General features: G+C 68.0%; 16 protein-coding genes. 10 read left to right on the top strand and 6 right to left on the bottom strand.

Annotated elements, in window-relative coordinates:
- Window positions 1-4: 4 nt before the first annotated feature.
- The 5 genes from ttcA (at window position 5) to AC3RCE_RS03625 (ending at window position 5406) form a co-directional block, all read left to right on the top strand.
- The gene (gene ttcA / locus AC3RCE_RS03645) at window positions 5-940 is read left to right on the top strand and encodes a tRNA 2-thiocytidine(32) synthetase TtcA (RefSeq protein WP_218293116.1); all 936 of its coding nucleotides are present in this window, start codon (window positions 5-7) and stop codon (window positions 938-940) included.
- A gap of 63 nt (window positions 941-1003) precedes the next feature.
- On the top strand, window positions 1004-1615 hold the full coding sequence (locus AC3RCE_RS03640) for a DUF4136 domain-containing protein (protein ID WP_218293115.1): 612 nt from the start codon (window positions 1004-1006) through the stop codon (window positions 1613-1615).
- A 60-nt stretch (window positions 1616-1675) separates the two neighbouring features.
- Window positions 1676-2314, top strand: coding sequence for a histidine phosphatase family protein (locus tag AC3RCE_RS03635; RefSeq protein WP_218293114.1), 639 nt, complete (start codon window positions 1676-1678; stop codon window positions 2312-2314).
- Window positions 2298-3467, top strand: coding sequence for a DSD1 family PLP-dependent enzyme (locus AC3RCE_RS03630; RefSeq protein WP_218293113.1), 1170 nt, complete (start codon window positions 2298-2300; stop codon window positions 3465-3467). The genes AC3RCE_RS03635 and AC3RCE_RS03630 overlap by 17 nt, the downstream gene beginning before the upstream one ends.
- 85 nt (window positions 3468-3552) lie before the next feature.
- On the top strand, window positions 3553-5406 hold the full coding sequence (locus tag AC3RCE_RS03625; protein WP_218293112.1) for a lysoplasmalogenase family protein: 1854 nt from the start codon (window positions 3553-3555) through the stop codon (window positions 5404-5406).
- Here AC3RCE_RS03625 and AC3RCE_RS03620 read toward each other — a convergent pair.
- Genes AC3RCE_RS03620 through ruvA form a run of 4 tightly spaced genes read right to left on the bottom strand, consistent with a single transcriptional unit; the run spans window position 5348 to window position 9550 of the window.
- On the bottom strand, window positions 5348-6259 hold the full coding sequence (locus AC3RCE_RS03620) for a hypothetical protein (protein WP_218293111.1): 912 nt from the start codon (window positions 6257-6259) through the stop codon (window positions 5348-5350). The two genes, AC3RCE_RS03625 and AC3RCE_RS03620, sit on opposite strands and share 59 nt — an antisense overlap.
- Before the next feature lie 54 nt (window positions 6260-6313).
- Window positions 6314-7375, bottom strand: coding sequence for a Holliday junction branch migration DNA helicase RuvB (gene ruvB / locus AC3RCE_RS03615; protein ID WP_218293110.1), 1062 nt, complete (start codon window positions 7373-7375; stop codon window positions 6314-6316).
- 31 nt (window positions 7376-7406) lie between these two features.
- Entirely contained in the window at window positions 7407-8948 is a 1542-nt protein-coding gene (locus tag AC3RCE_RS03610; protein ID WP_492254551.1) for a trypsin-like peptidase domain-containing protein, read from the bottom strand.
- A 26-nt stretch (window positions 8949-8974) separates the two neighbouring features.
- Window positions 8975-9550 carry a Holliday junction branch migration protein RuvA gene (gene ruvA / locus AC3RCE_RS03605; RefSeq protein ID WP_218340557.1) on the bottom strand — a complete coding sequence of 192 codons (576 nt, stop codon included), beginning with the start codon at window positions 9548-9550 and terminating at the stop codon, window positions 8975-8977.
- A gap of 81 nt (window positions 9551-9631) precedes the next feature.
- On the opposite strand from ruvA, the gene AC3RCE_RS03600 reads away from it, so the two are divergent.
- From AC3RCE_RS03600 to AC3RCE_RS03580, 5 genes are all read left to right on the top strand, one after another.
- On the top strand, window positions 9632-10585 hold the full coding sequence (locus tag AC3RCE_RS03600) for a PhoH family protein (protein ID WP_218293107.1): 954 nt from the start codon (window positions 9632-9634) through the stop codon (window positions 10583-10585).
- 58 nt (window positions 10586-10643) lie between these two features.
- On the top strand, window positions 10644-11105 hold the full coding sequence (ybeY, locus tag AC3RCE_RS03595) for an rRNA maturation RNase YbeY (protein ID WP_218340558.1): 462 nt from the start codon (window positions 10644-10646) through the stop codon (window positions 11103-11105).
- A gap of 188 nt (window positions 11106-11293) precedes the next feature.
- Entirely contained in the window at window positions 11294-13120 is a 1827-nt protein-coding gene (locus AC3RCE_RS03590) for a hypothetical protein (RefSeq protein WP_492254550.1), read from the top strand.
- A 132-nt stretch (window positions 13121-13252) separates the two neighbouring features.
- Window positions 13253-13993: a sulfite exporter TauE/SafE family protein gene (locus AC3RCE_RS03585; RefSeq protein WP_492254549.1), complete on the top strand. Its 741-nt coding sequence runs from the start codon at window positions 13253-13255 to the stop codon at window positions 13991-13993.
- Window positions 13994-14076: 83 nt separating this feature from the next.
- The gene (locus tag AC3RCE_RS03580; RefSeq protein WP_218340560.1) at window positions 14077-15294 is read left to right on the top strand and encodes an MFS transporter; all 1218 of its coding nucleotides are present in this window, start codon (window positions 14077-14079) and stop codon (window positions 15292-15294) included.
- Between the two features lie 10 nt (window positions 15295-15304).
- Here the strand turns inward: AC3RCE_RS03580 and dtd are convergent, their stop codons facing one another.
- Complete coding sequence (gene dtd / locus AC3RCE_RS03575) at window positions 15305-15787, bottom strand: D-aminoacyl-tRNA deacylase (protein WP_492254548.1); 483 nt, start codon at window positions 15785-15787, stop codon at window positions 15305-15307.
- Window positions 15784-16734 carry a cation diffusion facilitator family transporter gene (locus AC3RCE_RS03570; protein WP_492254547.1) on the bottom strand — a complete coding sequence of 317 codons (951 nt, stop codon included), beginning with the start codon at window positions 16732-16734 and terminating at the stop codon, window positions 15784-15786. The genes dtd and AC3RCE_RS03570 overlap by 4 nt, the downstream gene beginning before the upstream one ends.
- Window positions 16735-16835 lie beyond the last annotated feature (101 nt).

The following is a 16835-nucleotide window of genomic DNA, read 5'->3' as shown; positions in this document are numbered from 1 at the left end:
CGCCATGCTTCCTACCGCCCAGTCCGCCTCCGTTAGCCTGCCAGAAGGCATCCCTGCGCCACTCAAGATCGAGCGCGAAACCCACAAGCTCGAGAAGCGCCTGTGCCGCGAGGTCGGCAAGGCCATCGTCGACTTCAACATGATCGAGGAAGGCGACAAGGTGATGGTCTGCATGTCCGGCGGCAAGGACAGCTATGCCCTGCTCGACATCCTGCTCAAGCTCAAGGCGCGGGCGCCCATCCATTTCGACCTGGTGGCCGTCAACCTCGACCAGAAGCAGCCCGGCTTTCCCGAGCACGTGCTGCCCGAGTACCTCCGGAGCACCGGCGTGCCGTTCCACATCGAGAACGAGGACACGTACAGCATCGTCAAGCGCCTGATCCCCGAGGGCAAGACCACCTGCAGCCTGTGCAGCCGCCTGCGCCGGGGCATCCTGTACCGCGTGGCCGACGAGCTGGGCTGCACCAAGATCGCGCTGGGCCACCACCGCGACGACATCCTGCAGACCCTGCTGCTCAACATGTTTTTTGGCGGCAAGATGAAGAGCATGCCCCCCAAGCTGGTGAGCGACGATGGCAGGCACGTGGTGATCCGCCCGCTGGCCTACGTGGCCGAGAAGGACACCGCCCGCTGGGCCGCGCACCGCGACTTCCCCATCATCCCCTGCAACCTGTGCGGCAGCCAGGAGAACCTGCAGCGCAAGCAGGTGGGCGAGATGCTGCGCGAGTGGGAGAAAAAATTCCCCGGCCGCGTGGAGAACATGTTCAACGCCCTGCAGAACGTGGTGCCCTCGCACCTGCTCGACGGCGGCCTGTACGACTTCAAGAATGCCAAGGCCACGGGCGTGGCGAACGAGGACGGCGACAAGGCCTTCGACAAGGAGGAGTTCTCGGCGCCGGCGCCCTCGCTGCCGGGTGTGCAGGTGGTCCAGCTGTCGTGAACCTCCCGGGTGCCGCAGCACTCTGACGGGAATCCCTTTTCCTTCCGCCCAGGAGGCTTCACCATGACGCGCCGATGGATTTCCACCCTGTTCCTGCATGCGGCCGCGGCCGTCCTGATGGGCTGCAGCAGCGCCCCCCGGATCGTCGAGGGCCAGGTGCAGAGCTTTTCCACCCTGGCGGCCCTGCCCACGCCCGCCACCTACCGCATCGAGCGCCTGCCATCGCAACAGACGCCGTCGTTCGACCCGATCGCCACCCTGGCTGACCAGGCGCTGGCGCGCGCGGGCCTGCAGCGCGACGAGACCGCCCCCCGGCTGCTCGTGCAGATCGGCGCCCACGCCGACGCCGTGCCGCGCCACGACCCCTTCCGTCCGTACGGCCCCTACGGCCCCTATCCCTGGGGTTTTGGCGGCTGGTACGGCCGGGGCTGGGGCATGCAGGGCGCCTGGCGGTTCAACGAACCCACGCCCCTGCACCGCCGCGCGGTCAGCATCGTGCTGCGCGACGCGGCCACGCAGGCCGTGGTGTACGAGACCTCCGCCGTGCACGAGGACGTGTGGGTGAGCGACCCGGCCGTCTATGGCGTGCTGTTCGATGCCGCGCTCAGCGGATTCCCCAAGCCGCCCGGCGGGGTACGCCAGGTGCGGCTGCCGCTGGCGCCGCCCGCGCCCTGAAGAACGCTCACCAAACACTGTTTCATTTCCGCCCGCCCGCCCACACACACCGCCACCTGCATGCACGCCACCCGCATCGTCGCCATCCGCCACGGCGAAACCGCCTGGAATGTGGACACCCGCATCCAGGGCCACCTGGACATCCCCCTCAACGACACCGGCCTGTGGCAGGCCGACCAGGTCGCCCGCGCCCTGGCGGGCGAGTCGATCGCCGCCATCTATACCAGCGACCTTCAGCGCGCCCAAGCCACGGCCCAGGCCGTGGCCCGCGCCACCGGTGCGCCCCTCACGGCGGAGCCCGGCCTGCGCGAGCGCAGTTTCGGGCATTTCCAGGGGCGCACCTTCTCGCAGATCGAGGCCGAGCTGCCCGAAGATGCCCTGCGCTGGCGCAAGCGCGATCCGCACTACACGCCCGAGGGCGGCGAATCGCTGGTGGCGCTGCGCGAGCGCATCGAGCGCACCGTGACGGCCCTGGCCCAGCAGCATGTGGGCGAGCAGGTGGTGATGGTGGCGCACGGCGGTGTGCTGGACGTGCTGTACCGCCTGGCCACCCGCCAGGACATCCAGGCGCCGCGCACCTGGCAACTCTCCAACGCGGCCATCAACCGGCTGCTGTGGACCCCGGATGGCCTGACCCTCGTGGGTTGGGCCGACACCCAGCACCTGGACAACGCAGCGCGCGATGAAACCCATTCCTGACGCCCTCCAGGCCACCGTCGGCCTGCGGGTGGACCTGATCGACACCCCCTCCCTCGTCATCGACCTGGACGCCATGGACCGCAACATCCAGCGGATGGCCGACTTCGCGCGCAAGCACCAGGTGCGCTGGCGCCCCCATGCCAAGCTGCACAAGAGCGCCGAACTCGCGCTGCAGCTGCAGCGCGCGGGCGCCCAGGGGGCGTGCGTGCAGAAGGTCGCCGAGGCCGAGGCCCTGGCGGCGGGCGGCGTGGACGACATCACCATCACCAACCAGGTCATCGCCATGCCCAAGCTGCACCGCGTGGCACGGCTGGCGGCCCTGCTGGCGGCACGGGGGGGCCGCCTGGGCCTGGCGGTGGATCACCTGGAGGGCATCGAACGCCTGAACGAGGCGATGGCGCAATCCGGCAGCGACGCGGGCATCGACGTGCTGGTCGAGATCGACGTCGGCCAGGGCCGCTGCGGCGTGCCGCCGGGCGAGGCCGCCGTGCCGCTGGCACTGGCCGTGGCGCGCAGCCCCCGCCTGCGTTTTGCGGGGCTGCAGGCCTACCACGGACGTGCCCAGCACCTGGCCAGCACGGTGGGCCGCAGGGAGGCCATCGCCGCCGTGGTGCGCGCCGCGGAACACACGCGCCAGCTGATCGAGGCCGCCGGCGTGCCCGTGCCGCTGGTCACGGGCTCGGGCACCGGCACGCTGGTGCACGAGGCGGCCAGCGGGGTGTTCGGCGAGCTTCAGGCGGGATCCTTCCTGTTCATGGACGCCGACTACGCGCGCAACGAACGCGAACCCGCGCAGCCCCCGTTCGAGCACGCGCTTTTCATCAAGACCCAGGTGGTATCGGTGCGCGACACCCATGCGGTGTGCGACGCGGGCCACAAGAGCCACGCCATCGACTCCGGCCTGCCCACCGTGGCCCTGCTGCCCCCGGACCGCGCGCTGCGCTTTTCCAATGGAGGCGACGAACACGGCGTGCTCCACGCCGATGGCCCCAAGGCCCGCCTGCCCGCGCTGGGCCGCATGCTGTGGCTCATCCCGGGGCACTGCGACCCCACGGTGAACCTGCACGACTTCATGACCGGGGTGCGCGGCGGCCTGGCCGCGGGCGTGGTCGAGCGCATCATCAGGGTTGATGCCAGAGGCGCATTGACCTGATTGGGGCAAGAATGCTGCGGCATGAGCGCCGCACCGGGCCGCGCCAGCCAGCTCGCACCGCAATGCGCAGCACCGAGGTAATCCAGTGAGCCCCAGCCAGATCATCGTTCTCGCCACCCCCGTCTTCTTCCTGCTGATCGCCATCGAGCTGGTGGTGGGCTACCGGCGCCGGCGCAATACCTACCGGCTGGCCGACGCGGTCAGCAGCATCAGCCTGGGGATGCTCAGCCAGACGAGCGCCGTGTTCACGCGGCTGCTGCGCATCGGCATCTACACCGCCCTGTTCGAGCACGTGGCCCTGTGGCGCAACGACGCGTTCTGGACCAGCCTGCCCGGCTGGCTGCTGGCGCTGGTGTTCTACGACCTGTGCTACTACTGGCTGCACCGCATGGGGCACGAGTCGGCGGTGCTGTGGGCGGCGCATGCCGTGCACCACCAGAGCCAGGACTACAACCTGTCCACCGCGCTGCGCCAGACCAGCTCTGGCGCAGCGCTGGGCTGGATCTTCTATGTGCCCATGGCGCTGGCGGGCGTGCCGCCGCTGGTGTTTGCGGTGGTGGCGCTCATCGACCTGCTCTACCAGTTCTGGGTGCACACCGAGCAGGTGGGGCGCCTGGGCTGGTTCGACCGCTGGTTCTGCAGCCCCAGCAACCACCGCGTGCACCATGCGGTGAACGACGCCTATCTCGACAAGAACTACGGCGGCATCCTCATCGTGTGGGACCGCCTGTTCGGCACCTTCAAGGACGAAGACGACCAGGACCGCTGCGTGTACGGCACGCGCGGCCTGCTCAACAGCTGGGACCCGCTGTGGGCCAATGCCCAGGTATACGCGGGCCTGGCGCACGACAGCTGGCATGCGCGCAGCTGGGCCGACAAGCTCCGGGTGTGGCTCAAGCCCCCGGGCTGGCGGCCCGCCGATGTGGCAGAGCGTTTTCCCAAGCCCCCCTTCAGCATGGCGCAGATGCAGCTGTACCACCCGCCGATGGCACGCGCGGTGCAGTGGTTCGCGCTGGTGCAGTTCGCGCTGCTGCTCACGGGGGTGGCGGCCTTTCTGTGGCAGGCCGACAGCGCGCCGCTGGCCAGGAACGCCGTCTGGTTCGCCACGCTGTTGGTCGCGCAGTGGGCGCTGGGCGCGGTGATGCAGGGGCGCATCGGCATGCTGATGGCCCTGGTGCTGCAAAGCGGCGCGCTGGCCACGGCCACCAGCGCGCTGGGGTTCGTGCAGTGGCACTGGGTGTTCAAGCCGCTGACCATGGTGATTGCTATTGTCTTGGTAGCTGCCAGCGCTTACCAGTCAAGCGACAGGGGCAGATTTGCATCAAAAACCCTGGCACTGCTGGGTGCCGCGCTGGCAGGGTCGCTGGCGGGCGATGTGTTTCTGATGTTCGAGGGCTTTTTCATCCCCGGACTGGTGAGCTTCCTGGTGGCCCATCTGTTCTATGTGGCGCTGTTCAAGACCGGGCAGCGGTGGTTTCCGCACCGCGGCGCGCTGGCGGGCACGCTCGGTGTCGGCGTGGCGATGTATGCCTTTCTGTGGATGGGCGGGTTGCCCGCCGCGCTGCGGGGGCCGGTGGCAGCCTATGTGCTGGTGATTGCACTGATGGCCGCGCAGGCCATCGGTCGGGCCAGCGTGCTGCGCGATGGAGCGTCGGTGCTGGTGGCGGTGGGGGCGGTGTTCTTCATGCTCAGCGATTCCCTGCTGGCCACCCACCGCTTCGTGCAGCCCCTGCCGTGGTCGCAGGTGTGGGTGCTGGGCACCTACTACGTGGCGCAGGCGTGCATCGTGGCGGGGGTGCTGAAGGCGTTGCTGGTGCCTGCGCTCGAGGCCACGGTGCCTGACAGCCCGCCGGTCGTTGTTGCTTCTGTTCCTGTCGTGGCTAATGCGACCACGTGCGGGCCAGCGCTGCGGCCGGAATGTACGCCGCACCCGCAATGAACAGCACACCGGCGAGGGTGAACGAGCCGGCGCTCAGCAACCACAGCAGGGTGTCGGCGTTGTACCAGCCAGGCCGCGCCTGCAGCAGGGCGGCCATGGCCGCTTCCTGCACGGCAATCAAGCCCCGCCCGGCGGTGTAGTGGTACACGGCGCCTCCCAGGGCCCAGAAGCCGGTCAGCACCAGCGCCAGGCCATAGAAGGCGTACCCGGTGCGCCACCGCTTGGTGGAGCCTGCCGTGCACCACACCCCCAGGCAACCGGCCAGCACCGCACCGGCCACCAGCCAGGCCTGCAGGCGGTCGCTGGCCACCGGCAGCAGCCAATGCCAGGCCCAGGGCAAGGGCGCCAACAGCCATTCCGATTGCGCGGCCAGCCCCGGCCAGCGCTGCGCAGGCAGGTCCATGGAGAAGCGCGGCCTGTCCACCATCCACAGCACAAAGGTCACCGGCACCAGCACGGCGAACAGGATGTAGGCGCTGGCACGCCACACCAGCAGGCGGTGCGACCACGCGGCGGTCGTCCTGCCCCGCCTGTGGCCGTCGATCAGGTGCAGTGCCAGGCCTGCCACCAGTGCGGCCTCGGCCACCGCCGCGCACACGGCGACGCGGCCGCGCAGGTCGGCAAAGCCTTCCAGCACAAAGATGGACAGCTGGCCATAGATGAGCGCGCCCAGCGCATGCAATGCGACCGTGCCCGCCAGCAAGGCCACGGCGCAGGACCGCAGGAACTGTTGCTCGGGCACGGTCACGGGTCCGTCCGACCCCGCCCAGCCCCGCGCAGCGCGCGTCCGGGCCTCGGCGCGCAACTGGCGGCGTCGGTCGCTCTTCTTGGGATGCTTGCGCGGTGTTGCCATGGCGGTGCTGCGCGGCCTGGGCGGCGGCGGACGTGAAGGTCGGTAGGAGGCTTCTCAGGCGCCAAACAACCCCGGCGCCCCGGCGCTGGGCGGCGCCACCCCCAGGTGCCGGAATGCCGCCAGCGTGGCGATGCGCCCGCGCGGCGTACGCTGCAAAAAACCTTGCTGGATGAGATAGGGCTCGATCACGTCCTCGATGGTGCCGGCCTCTTCGCCAATGCTGGCGGCGATGTTGTCCAGGCCCACGGGGCCGCCGTCAAAGCGGTGGATCACGGCTTCGAGCAGCTTGCGGTCCATCACGTCAAAGCCCTGCGGGTCCACGTCCAGCATGGCCAGCGCCTTGTCGGCAATGCCTTTGGTGATGCGGCCGTCACCCTTGACCTCGGCATAGTCGCGCACGCGGCGCAGCAGCCGGTTGGCGATGCGCGGCGTGCCGCGCGAGCGGCGGGCGATCTCGAAACCACCTTCGTCGTCCATGGGCGCGTTGAGCAAGCCAGCGCTGCGCTTGACGATGCGCGCCAGCTCTTCGGATGTGTAGAACTCCAGCCGCGCCACGATGCCGAAGCGGTCGCGCAGCGGGTTGGTCAACATGCCCGCGCGCGTGGTGGCGCCCACCAGGGTGAAGGGCTGCAGGTCGAGCTTGATGCTGCGCGCCGCGGGCCCTTCGCCGATCATGATGTCGATCTGGTAGTCCTCGAGCGCGGGGTAGAGGATTTCCTCGACCACGGGCGAGAGGCGGTGGATCTCGTCGATGAAGAGAACGTCGTTCTTCTCCAGGTTGGTGAGCAGCGCCGCCAGGTCCTTGGGCTTTTCGAGCACAGGGCCGCTGGTCTGGCGCAGGTTCACGCCCAGTTCGGCCGCGATGATGTGGCTGAGCGTGGTCTTGCCCAGCCCCGGCGGGCCAAACAGCAGGACATGGTCGAGCGCCTCGCCGCGCTTCTTCGCCGCGCCGATGAAGATCTCGAGCTGCTCGCGCGCCTTGGCCTGGCCCACATACTCCTGCAGGAGCTTGGGGCGCAGGGCGCGTTCAATGGCTTCTTCCTGGGGCGATGCGGGCGCGGCGGAGATCACGCGTTTGGAGGGCGCAGGGGCGAAATCGTCGGTCTGGATGGTCATCTTTTTGTGTGCGCTCTCGCCGTCTCCGGCATCAGGAACCGGGCATCAACCAGGTCTTGAGAGCCAGCTTGAAAGGCAGGTCGAAGCGCCCGTAGTGGTCAAGGCCCGTGGGCGCCGCGCAACTGGACGATCCGCCGTAGAGCTGGCCGACCAGGTACCGCCTGGAGCCGATGGTGAAGAACAGGCCGGAGCCGCTGCTGCCGCCCTCTGTCGTGCCCTCCGTCCATCCCACCGCGTAGAACTTTCCGTCCTGCTGCGTTTCGGGGAAGCACCGTTCGCCGCTGCAATAGCTGAACTGGGCCACCGAGCCAGCGCTCGTCTTTTGCAGGTCGCCACGGGGATGGTGGATGCCTACCACGGCGGCGGAGGTGTTCACGGACCCGACGTACGAACCCGCATACACAACGCCCTGCGGCGGCGCGCTGTTCAGGCGCATGAAGGACGTGTCAGTCTGCGAGTCGGCAAACAGCAGCTCTGCGCCGCCCCTGACCTTTTGCGTACCGGGATTTGCGGTAGCGTTGTTGCAGGCCGACGAGCGGTAGAACCAGTCGGTGGTGAGGGACGATGCGACCGTCTGGGTGGAAATGCAGTGGTGCGCCGACAGGAAGTGCGGCTTCTTGCTCGACGGGGCGTCGTTGAGCAAGGTGCCCGTGCACAGGAAACTGCCGCCCTCGACGACAAACACCATGCGCGCCACCGATCGGCTTTCGGCGCTGAGTTCGGGCTTGCAAGATACGTCGATGTTGCAGGTGCCGGATTCACCCACCTTGGCAAAGCTTGCGGCCGTGGCCTGGTCGGGCGACACGAAGAAGTGCGAGAGCATGGGCACCGCGATGTCCAGTTCCTGCTCCAGCCGCGCGGCCACGGGAACCTCCAGCTCCAGCGTGGTCTCGGCCCCGCCAAAATCCGGACTCCAATAGGTGCGTGCCGCATCGCCGGTGTCGCCGGCATCCAGGTTGCGCTGGATGCTGCGCAGCACTTCGGCGTCCGAAACCTGCACCGAATCGCCGCCGGCCTGGGCGTAAAACCGCAGCACCGTACCAGCGGGCAGTTGGCGCACCACCAGCCCCAGCCGGACGCCGAGGGCGCCCTCTGCTGTGAAACTGATGGCGGCCCGCTGCAAGCCCGCACCTACCGGCTGCCAATTGAGCTGGCCCATCAGGTCGCGCGCCTTGGCGGTGGCCGCCACCGGGCGGGCCACACCAATCTGCTGGGGATCACCCTTGGTGAGCCCCGCGGGTTGCATGGCCTTCTTCACGAGGGCCTGGGTGTCGCCTTCCAGCGGGCCGAGGCGGATGGACGTCGCCTGCACGGCGGTGCCGCTACGCACTGCGACCTTGGCTCCGGCGCTGCTGGCGGATTTGGGAAGCCCCGTGTCGAGCGGCTCGATACGGTCGGTGCTCACCGGCGTTGGCGTGACGGGAACGGTGGGGGTGGTAGGCTGTTCCGGGCCGGCCGGGGTGGTCGGCACCGGGGGCGCTGCAGGTGAATCCCCCCCGCCGCCGCCGCCACAAGCCGCCATGGCCAGCGCGACCAGCAGTCCGGCAAATTTGAACGAAGCGCGATACGTCATCTCGGTTATCCCTCCGGTTGAACCCGTTACTTGGCCAGCGCCTTCAGCGCCAGCTTGATCCCGTCACTTACCCCTACGTCCGCCGGCAGCGCCTTGAGCGCCGCCGCGGCTTCCTTGTCGTTGTACCCTAACGCCAGCAATGCCTGGAGGATATCCGCCTGCGCGTCGCTGGTGGCGCCACCGTGCACGGCCCCCATGTCGGCCCCCAGCTTGCCCTTGAGCTCCAGCAGCAGCCGCTCGGCCGTCTTCTTGCCGATGCCCGGCACCTTGACCAGGCGGCCCGCTTCCTGCAGCGTGATGGCCTGCGCCAGGTCGGCCACACCCATGCCGGACAGGATGGACAGCGCAGTGCGCGGCCCCACGCCCGAAATCTTGATCAACTCGCGAAATGCCTGGCGCTCCGGCGCCGTGGCGAAGCCATACAGCAGCTGCGCGTCCTCGCGCACAATGAACTGGGTGAGCAGGCTCACCCGCTCGCCCACGGCGGGCAGGTTGTAGAACGTGCTCATGGGCACATTCACCTCATAGCCCACGCCGTGGCAGTCCAGCAGCACCTCGGGGGGATTCTTCTCCAGCAGGGTGCCGGTCAATTTGCCTATCATTGATGTCCTTTGACGCCGCTGGCATGACACCCTGCGCCGTCGTTCTTGCTGTTTTTCCGTTGCCTGACTGGAATTATCCGCGTGATCCTGCGCCACACCTTCACCCCCCACAACAACACCCGGCTCACGCACCTGTGCGGGCCGGCCGACGCGCACCTGCGCACCATCGAAGTGGCCCTGCAGGTGAGCATTGCGCACCGCCATGAGCAGTTCAAGGTCGATGGCCCCAAGGCCAGGGCGACGCAGGCTATGGAACTGCTGCAGGCCCTGTACGAAATGGCGGAACGCCCCATCACCGAGGACTACCTGCAGCTCATGCTGGCGGGTGATACCGCTCTGGTGGAGGCGCCCGAGGGCGCCATCGTGCTCAACACCCGCCGAGCCGACCTGCGCGGCCGTACGCCCACGCAGAACCTGTACCTTGAAAACATCGCCAGCCACGACATCACCTTCGGCATCGGCCCCGCGGGCACCGGCAAGACCTACCTGGCCGTGGCCTGCGCCGTGGATGCGCTGGAGCGCAGCGCCGTGCAGCGCATCGTGCTCACCCGCCCGGCGGTCGAGGCCGGCGAACGCCTGGGCTTCCTGCCCGGCGACCTGGCGCAGAAGGTGGACCCCTACCTGCGCCCGCTGTACGACGCGCTGTACGAACTGATGGGCTACGACAAGGTGCAGAAGGCCTTCGAGCGCAACGCACTCGAAATCGCGCCGCTGGCCTTCATGCGGGGCCGCACGCTGAACAATGCCTTCGTGATCCTGGACGAGGCACAGAACACCACGCCCGAGCAGATGAAGATGTTCCTCACCCGCATCGGCTTTGGAGCCAAGGCGGTAGTCACGGGAGATGTGAGCCAGATCGACCTGCCCAAGGGCGCGATGAGCGGCCTGATCGACGCCGAGCGCGTGCTCAAGCGGGTGAAGGGCATTTCCGTCACCCGCTTCACCTCCGCCGACGTGGTGCGCCACCCGCTGGTCGCGCGCATCGTGGATGCATACGACGCGCCACGCCGTGCGGCGCCCGCTGCGCGCCGCTGAGCATTTGCTCCTGTTTCTATAGCTATCTGCGCCTTCCAATCAAGCGCCTGAGGCCCCAATGCCCTTGAACCACCTCTCCCTGTCGTTGCAATTCGGCGCATTTGACGGCGCGGCGGCACACCGCGCCGTGCTGCCACGCCACAAGGTCACGCGCTGGATTCGCCACGCCCTGGCCACCGACGCCGAGATCACCGTGCGCATCGTGGGTGAGGACGAGGGCCGCCAGCTCAACCACGCGTACCGCAAGAAGGACTACGCCACCAACGTGCTCACCTTCGACTACACCCAGGAGCCGGTCGTGACCGCCGACTTGGTCCTGTGCGCCCCCGTGATCGAGCGCGAGGCCAAAGAGCAGAACAAAAGCCTGGAAGAGCACTACGCCCACATGCTGGTGCACGGCACGCTGCATGCGCAGGGGTGGGACCACGAGACCAGCGAAGAAGATGCGCAGGAGATGGAAGCGTACGAAACCGACATCCTGCGGGAGCTGGGATTTGCCGATCCGTACGCGACCTCCTGAACGCCATCCCTACTGCCGAGGGCAGCGGCGCAATTTTTACCATTTGGTACAAAGTGCTCGCATCTGCCGGGGCCCGGCGTTGTCTTGATAAGCGACGATTGACTCCTCCAGTGGGCGTCTCGCAGACCTGCCAGCACTCCCGCCGCGCGCCCTGCCTGTCTTCCCCCATTCTTTCAGGAGTCTTCTCTGTGACCAATTTCCCGCGGCACCCTGCCCCCATGGCAAATTCGGGCCTCCCATCCTTGCATCGCGCATTGCTGCTGGCGGCGCCACTCGTTCTGGCGGCGTGCGGGGGCGGCAATGGCGAATCGGAGCCCGCCGGACTCTCGGCCCCTTCCGGCTTCAGCGTGGCGAGCTACGGCCCCAAGACCTACAACTTCGGTTGGGCCGTCACCCCGGGCGCGATACGCTACGAACTGTTCGAGGACCCTGATGGCGCGGGAGGCTCCCAACCCGAATCGCTGTTCGGCAGCGCCAACGCCAACAACGTCACCAGCTTCTCTCTACAGATTCGGGTGCCGCTGCACGAGCGGGTGAACGCGAGTTACCGGCTGCGCGCCTGCGACGCGAGTGGCTGCGGCCCGTTCACTGCCGCGGTAACACCCGACCTCACCCAGGCAATAGGGCGCTTCGACCTTGCTGGCGGCGATCCGACCAAGCGATTAGGTGCCTACACGAACGCAATTGCCCTGTCGGCCGACGGTGCAACGCTGGCCGTCGGTTCGCCCAGCGAGGGCAGCTCAGGTGACCTGGCAGGGGCGGGCGCGGTGTACGTCTTCAGCCGCAGCATGCCAGGCCCAGGCCACAGCATGCCAGGCGACAGCATGCCAGGCGGTGCCTGGAGCCAGCGGGCGCGGCTGGAAGGCGGCATTCCCGCCGCAAAGATGGCCTTTGGCGCCAGCCTGGCACTGTCGGCCAACGGTCGCACGCTGGCAGTGGGTGCACCAGAGGAAAGAAGCAATGCACGCGGCATCAACGGCGATGCGGCCAACCGCGACGCGTATGGCGCGGGGGCTGCGTATATCTTCATGGACAACGGCAGCACCTGGAGCCAGCAGGCCTACATCAAGTCCCGCAACACGCCTGCGAAAGTCGAAACCTGTAGCCGCCTGGACATCATGGGCACGGCTATATTTCCCTGCACCCCCCAACACTTTGGCTTCAGCGTGGCTCTGTCAGCCGACGGGAACCTGCTGGCGGTAGGAGCGCCCGAAGAAGGCGCTAACTTCACCCCGGGGTCTGCCGCCGTGTTGGGTGGGCTCTCCTTCACCGGCGAAACCATTTTTGGGGGCGGCGTGGGAGCCGTTCACACCTTTGCCCGCAACAACGGCGGCTGGGCCGAGCAGGCGCACCTGCCAGGCAGCAGCGCCGACCCGACCATGGCCCGCTTCGGGGCGGTTGTAGCCCTGTCCAGCGACGGAACCGTGCTTGCGGCGAACACCGACAAGGACGTCTCGGTCCTGACCCATCTCGGGGGTGCCTGGAGTGCACCCACGCAGGTGTGGCGCGTTCCAGCCGCCGGTGTGCTACCGGCTTCGCACAATCCCTTTGCAATGTCCAGGGACGGAAGCACACTGGCCGTCTTGGACCGCTCTGGAGGTACTGACGTTCAGCTGCGAACATTCACACGCACGGCGGGGGACGCCTGGACGCAGCAGCCCGCACTGCCGGTCAAGGCTGCCGGCGGGTTCTTTACAAACAGTGTCATGTTGTCGCTTTCTGCGGACGGCCGCACGCTCGCCGTGGGCGACCTCAACGATGCCAGCAACGCCTCTGGCATCAATGGCAACCCCAACAACCAGGCCTTATATTCAGCCGGAGCCGTCAATGTCTACCGCCGCGACGGCACGACTTGGGGCCACCGCGCCTATCTCAAGCCCCCCCAACCGCAAGCACTCGCGAGCTTCGGCGCTGGCGTAGCGCTTTCCGGTGATGCCAGCACCCTGGCCGTGGGCACCAGCAGCGCTACGGATGGCGTAACACCCGCCGTGCCCAACGCAGCCTATCTGTACTGAGGCGCTGAAAGCGCCGGTCGTTGTGCGGCCTTGGCCGCAATGGCAACCGGCCCCCATCGACGTGGTCGCAAGCAAAAGTGTTGCATCCGCGCCGTCGCCAATGGCGGCAGCGCCACCCCCTACCATCGGTGCATGCTCGACATCCCTTTGCTGCTCACCGCCGCCTTCGTCGCCGGCGCCCTCAACGCCGTCGCCGGAGGCGGCAGCTTCCTGACCCTTCCCGCCCTGGTCTTCACCGGCGTGCCGCCCGTGGTGGCCAATGCCACGGGCACGGTGGCGCTGCTGCCGGGCTACATGGCCGGCGCATGGGGGTTTCGAGAGGACACGGCACCGCCGCCAGGGCTGTCGATGCGGCTGCTGGTGGTGTTGTCGCTCATCGGCGGCGCGGCGGGTGCGGCGCTGCTGCTGGTCACGCCCGACGCCACCTTCCGCCGCGTGGTGCCCTGGCTGCTGCTGGCGGCCACGGCGCTGTTTGCATTCGGGCCTCAGCTGCGCCGGATGCTGGCGGGCGGCAAACCCTCCACCGCCAAGGCCACGGTGGGCGTGCTGGCGGTGGCCGCCTATGGCGGCTACTTCAACGGCGGGCTGGGCATCCTTCTGCTGGCGCTGTTCGGCCTGCTGGGGCAGACGAACCTGAACGCCATGAACGGCCTCAAGAACTGGGTGTCGGCCCTGCTCACAGCCATTGCCGTGCTCATCTATGCAGCGGGTGGCGTGGTGCTGTGGCCGCAGGCGCTGATGATGATGGTGGCCGCCACCGCTGGCGGGTACGGCGGTGCACGCGTAGCGCGCAAGCTGCCTGCCAACGTGCTGCGCTGGGGCATTGTGGCTACCGGGCTGGTCATGGCCGCTCTGTTCTTCTGGCGGCAGTGAGCGGCAATCCCCTGCCGTCCTCGTCGGCGCCTCCATCCTTGCCCGCGGGCAGCGGCCGGCCATCACCGCGTGCGCTGTGGGCCATGCTGCTTGCGCTGCTCAGCGGGTTTGCACTGAGCCAGGCCTTTCGCACCACCACGGCCATGGTGGCCCAGGGACTGACGGCGGACTTCGGGCTCTCGCCAGGGTCGCTGGGCGCGTTTGCGGGGCTGTTTGGCCTTTCCTTCGGCGTGGCCCAGTTGCTGATGGGCGTGGGGCTGGACCTGTACGGCCTGCGGCGCACGGTACTCACGGCGTTTCCGCTGGCGGTTGCGGGGTCGGCGCTCTCGGCCACCGCGCCGGCCTACCCCTGGCTGATGGCAGGGCAATTGCTGATCGGCGTGGGCTGCTCGCCCGCGTTTCTGGCCTGCACGCTGTTCATTGCGCGGCATTTTCCGGCAGAGCGGTTTGCCTACCTGTCGGGCGTGGCGATGGGTGTGGGTGGCCTGGGCCTGCTGTTCACCGGCACGCCGCTGGCCTGGCTGGTGCAACACGGCGGCGGCTGGCGCACGGGTTATGCCGTGTTGGCGGTGCTCAGCGCGCTGTCGTGGCTGCTGATCTGGCTGCGCGTGCATGAGCCCACCCCGCTGGTGCAGCCCCCGGCGCAGCGCGAAACCTGGGGCCAGGCGCTGCTGGGCTTTGGCCAGTTGCTCACGGTGCCGCACACCTGGGGCATCCTGCTGCTGGGCATGTCGGGCTACGCCGCGTTTCTGTCATTGCGCGGCCTGTGGCTGGCACCGCTGCTGATGGACCGCTACCACCTCTCGCTGGTAGACAGTGGCAACGTTGCGCTGGGGCTCTCGCTGATTGCCCTCTTCGCACCGGGTCTGGGCGGTCGGCTGGACCCGGGCATCGCCCGCCGCAGGCGCTGGATCGGCAATGCCTCGCTGCTCATGGCGAGCCTGTTCATCGTGCTGGCGTTCCTGCACGGGAACGCTTGGGCCAGCGTGGTGCTGATTTTGCTGATGGGCCTGCTGTCGGGCTACGGCGTGCTGCAGTACGCCGATGTGCGGGCCTCCTATCCGCCCACGCTCACAGGCCGGGCACTGTCGGCCTACACCATGGCGATGTTCCTGGGGGTGGCGCTGATGCAGTGGTTCACTGGCATCGTCGCCACCTGGGCGCAGCGCCAGGGGTGGGATGCCTACACGGCCGTCATGCTGGCCATTGCCACCTGGCTGGCGCTGGCGTCGGCAGGGTTCCGGGTGCTGCCGGTGTCGCCCTTGGTTTCCCTCGAAAACAAGAAGGAAACAAGGCCATAGCGATTATCCATCAAGCGCTGAATGCTATCTTTTTTGACTGCCAATCCGCTCTAGGAGGTATCCGCAGCGGGATGGTCACCGGGCCGTCATTGATGAGATGCACCTGCATATCGGCGGCAAACTGGCCCGTGGCCACCTCGGGGTGCACCTTGCGCGCCTGGGCAACCACATAGTCGTATAGCCGCCGCCCCTCATCGGGTGCAGCCGCCTGGGTGAAGCTGGGGCGGTTGCCGCCGGTGGTGTCTGCCGCCAGGGTGAACTGGCTGACCAGCAGCAGGCCGCCACCGGTGTCCTGCACGCTCTGGTTCATCTTGCCTGCGGCGTCCGAAAAAATGCGCAGCTTGAGGATCTTGGCCAGCAGCTTGTCGGCCTCCATCTCCGTGTCACCGCGTTCGGCACACACCAGCACCAGCAGGCCTGCGCCGATGGCGCCCACGGTCTGCCCGTCCACATCTACGCGCGCTCCGCGCACACGTTGCAATACGCTGATCACTTCACGGCATCCTTCAAATCGTCACGGGGGTCGTCGAAATGCGCTTCCACGTCGGAGGGCAGCAGCTCGATGGTGGCGCGCAGGCCGGGCACGGCGGCCATCAGCGCGCGCTCGACCTGGCCGCGCAGCTCGGCGGCGTGGCGCAGGGTCCAGTGGGCGGGCATGTGCAGGTGCATGTCCACAAACCGGCGCTGGCCCGCGCGGCGGGTGGAGACATGGTCGAACCGCACGGCGCCGGGCGCCTGCGATTGCACGAACTGCTGCAAGGTGGCGTCGATGGTGGCTTGCACCTCGGGTTCCACCGCCGAATCCATGAGGCCCTGGGACGAGCGCCAGACCAGCTCCAGCCCCTCTTTCAGGATGTTCAGCGCCACCACGATCGCCGCCAGCGCATCCAGCCACAGCCAGCCGGTCAGGGCCGCGCCGGCGATGCCCACCAGCACGCCGGCGGAGGTCCACACATCGGTGACAAGGTGGCGGGCATCGGCCTCCAAAGCGATGGAGCGGTGCTCGCGCGCCGAACGGAACATGAGCCAGGCCAGCAGGCCATTGAGCACCGAGCTGAGCACCGACAGGCCCAGGCCCCAGCCGACCTGCTCCAGGGGCTGGGGCGCCACCAGGCGGTGGCCTGCCGCCCACAGGATGCCCACGGACACGCCCACGATCAGGATGCCCTCGAACCCCGACGAGAAGTATTCGGCCTTGTGGTGGCCATAGGGATGGTCGTCGTCGGCCGGGCGCTGCGCCACGGTCACCATCGCCAGCGCGAACATCGCGCTGGCCAGGTTGACGAACGACTCCATCGCATCCGACAGCAGCCCGACCGACCCCGTCACCAGCCAGGCCAGGGTCTTGAGCAGGATGGTGACCACGGCCACCGCCACGGAAGCCCACAGCAGGTTGCGGGGCGAGAACCAGCGATGGACCACGGGGGCAGTTGCAGGCATGAGAGAGGCATCCAGACGCGACAGGGGAAACGGAAACCGGCGAGCGCAGCCGATTACACCAGAGCCAGAGAGGCTGCGCCGCGCAGCCACCGCCAGGGCCC

Source organism: Acidovorax sp. GW823-FHT05D11 (assembly GCF_058795695.1).
Note: the sequence above shows the minus strand (reverse complement) of the source record. Positions and strands in the feature narration are given on the sequence as shown.

Bases quoted from the DNA above. Each gene is read 5' to 3' on its own strand.
- ttcA (WP_218293116.1), top strand. From the start codon at position 5: ATGCTTCCTACCGCCCAGTCCGCCTCCGTTAGCCTGCCAGAAGGCATC.
- AC3RCE_RS03640 (WP_218293115.1), top strand. From the start codon at position 1,004: ATGACGCGCCGATGGATTTCCACCCTGTTCCTGCATGCGGCCGCGGCC.
- AC3RCE_RS03635 (WP_218293114.1), top strand. From the start codon at position 1,676: ATGCACGCCACCCGCATCGTCGCCATCCGCCACGGCGAAACCGCCTGG.
- AC3RCE_RS03630 (WP_218293113.1), top strand. From the start codon at position 2,298: ATGAAACCCATTCCTGACGCCCTCCAGGCCACCGTCGGCCTGCGGGTG.
- AC3RCE_RS03620 (WP_218293111.1), bottom strand. From the start codon at position 6,259: ATGGCAACACCGCGCAAGCATCCCAAGAAGAGCGACCGACGCCGCCAG.
- ruvB (WP_218293110.1), bottom strand. From the start codon at position 7,375: ATGACCATCCAGACCGACGATTTCGCCCCTGCGCCCTCCAAACGCGTG.
- AC3RCE_RS03610 (WP_492254551.1), bottom strand. From the start codon at position 8,948: ATGACGTATCGCGCTTCGTTCAAATTTGCCGGACTGCTGGTCGCGCTG.
- ruvA (WP_218340557.1), bottom strand. From the start codon at position 9,550: ATGATAGGCAAATTGACCGGCACCCTGCTGGAGAAGAATCCCCCCGAG.
- ybeY (WP_218340558.1), top strand. From the start codon at position 10,644: ATGCCCTTGAACCACCTCTCCCTGTCGTTGCAATTCGGCGCATTTGAC.
- AC3RCE_RS03585 (WP_492254549.1), top strand. From the start codon at position 13,253: ATGCTCGACATCCCTTTGCTGCTCACCGCCGCCTTCGTCGCCGGCGCC.
- AC3RCE_RS03580 (WP_218340560.1), top strand. From the start codon at position 14,077: ATGCTGCTTGCGCTGCTCAGCGGGTTTGCACTGAGCCAGGCCTTTCGC.
- AC3RCE_RS03570 (WP_492254547.1), bottom strand. From the start codon at position 16,734: ATGCCTGCAACTGCCCCCGTGGTCCATCGCTGGTTCTCGCCCCGCAAC.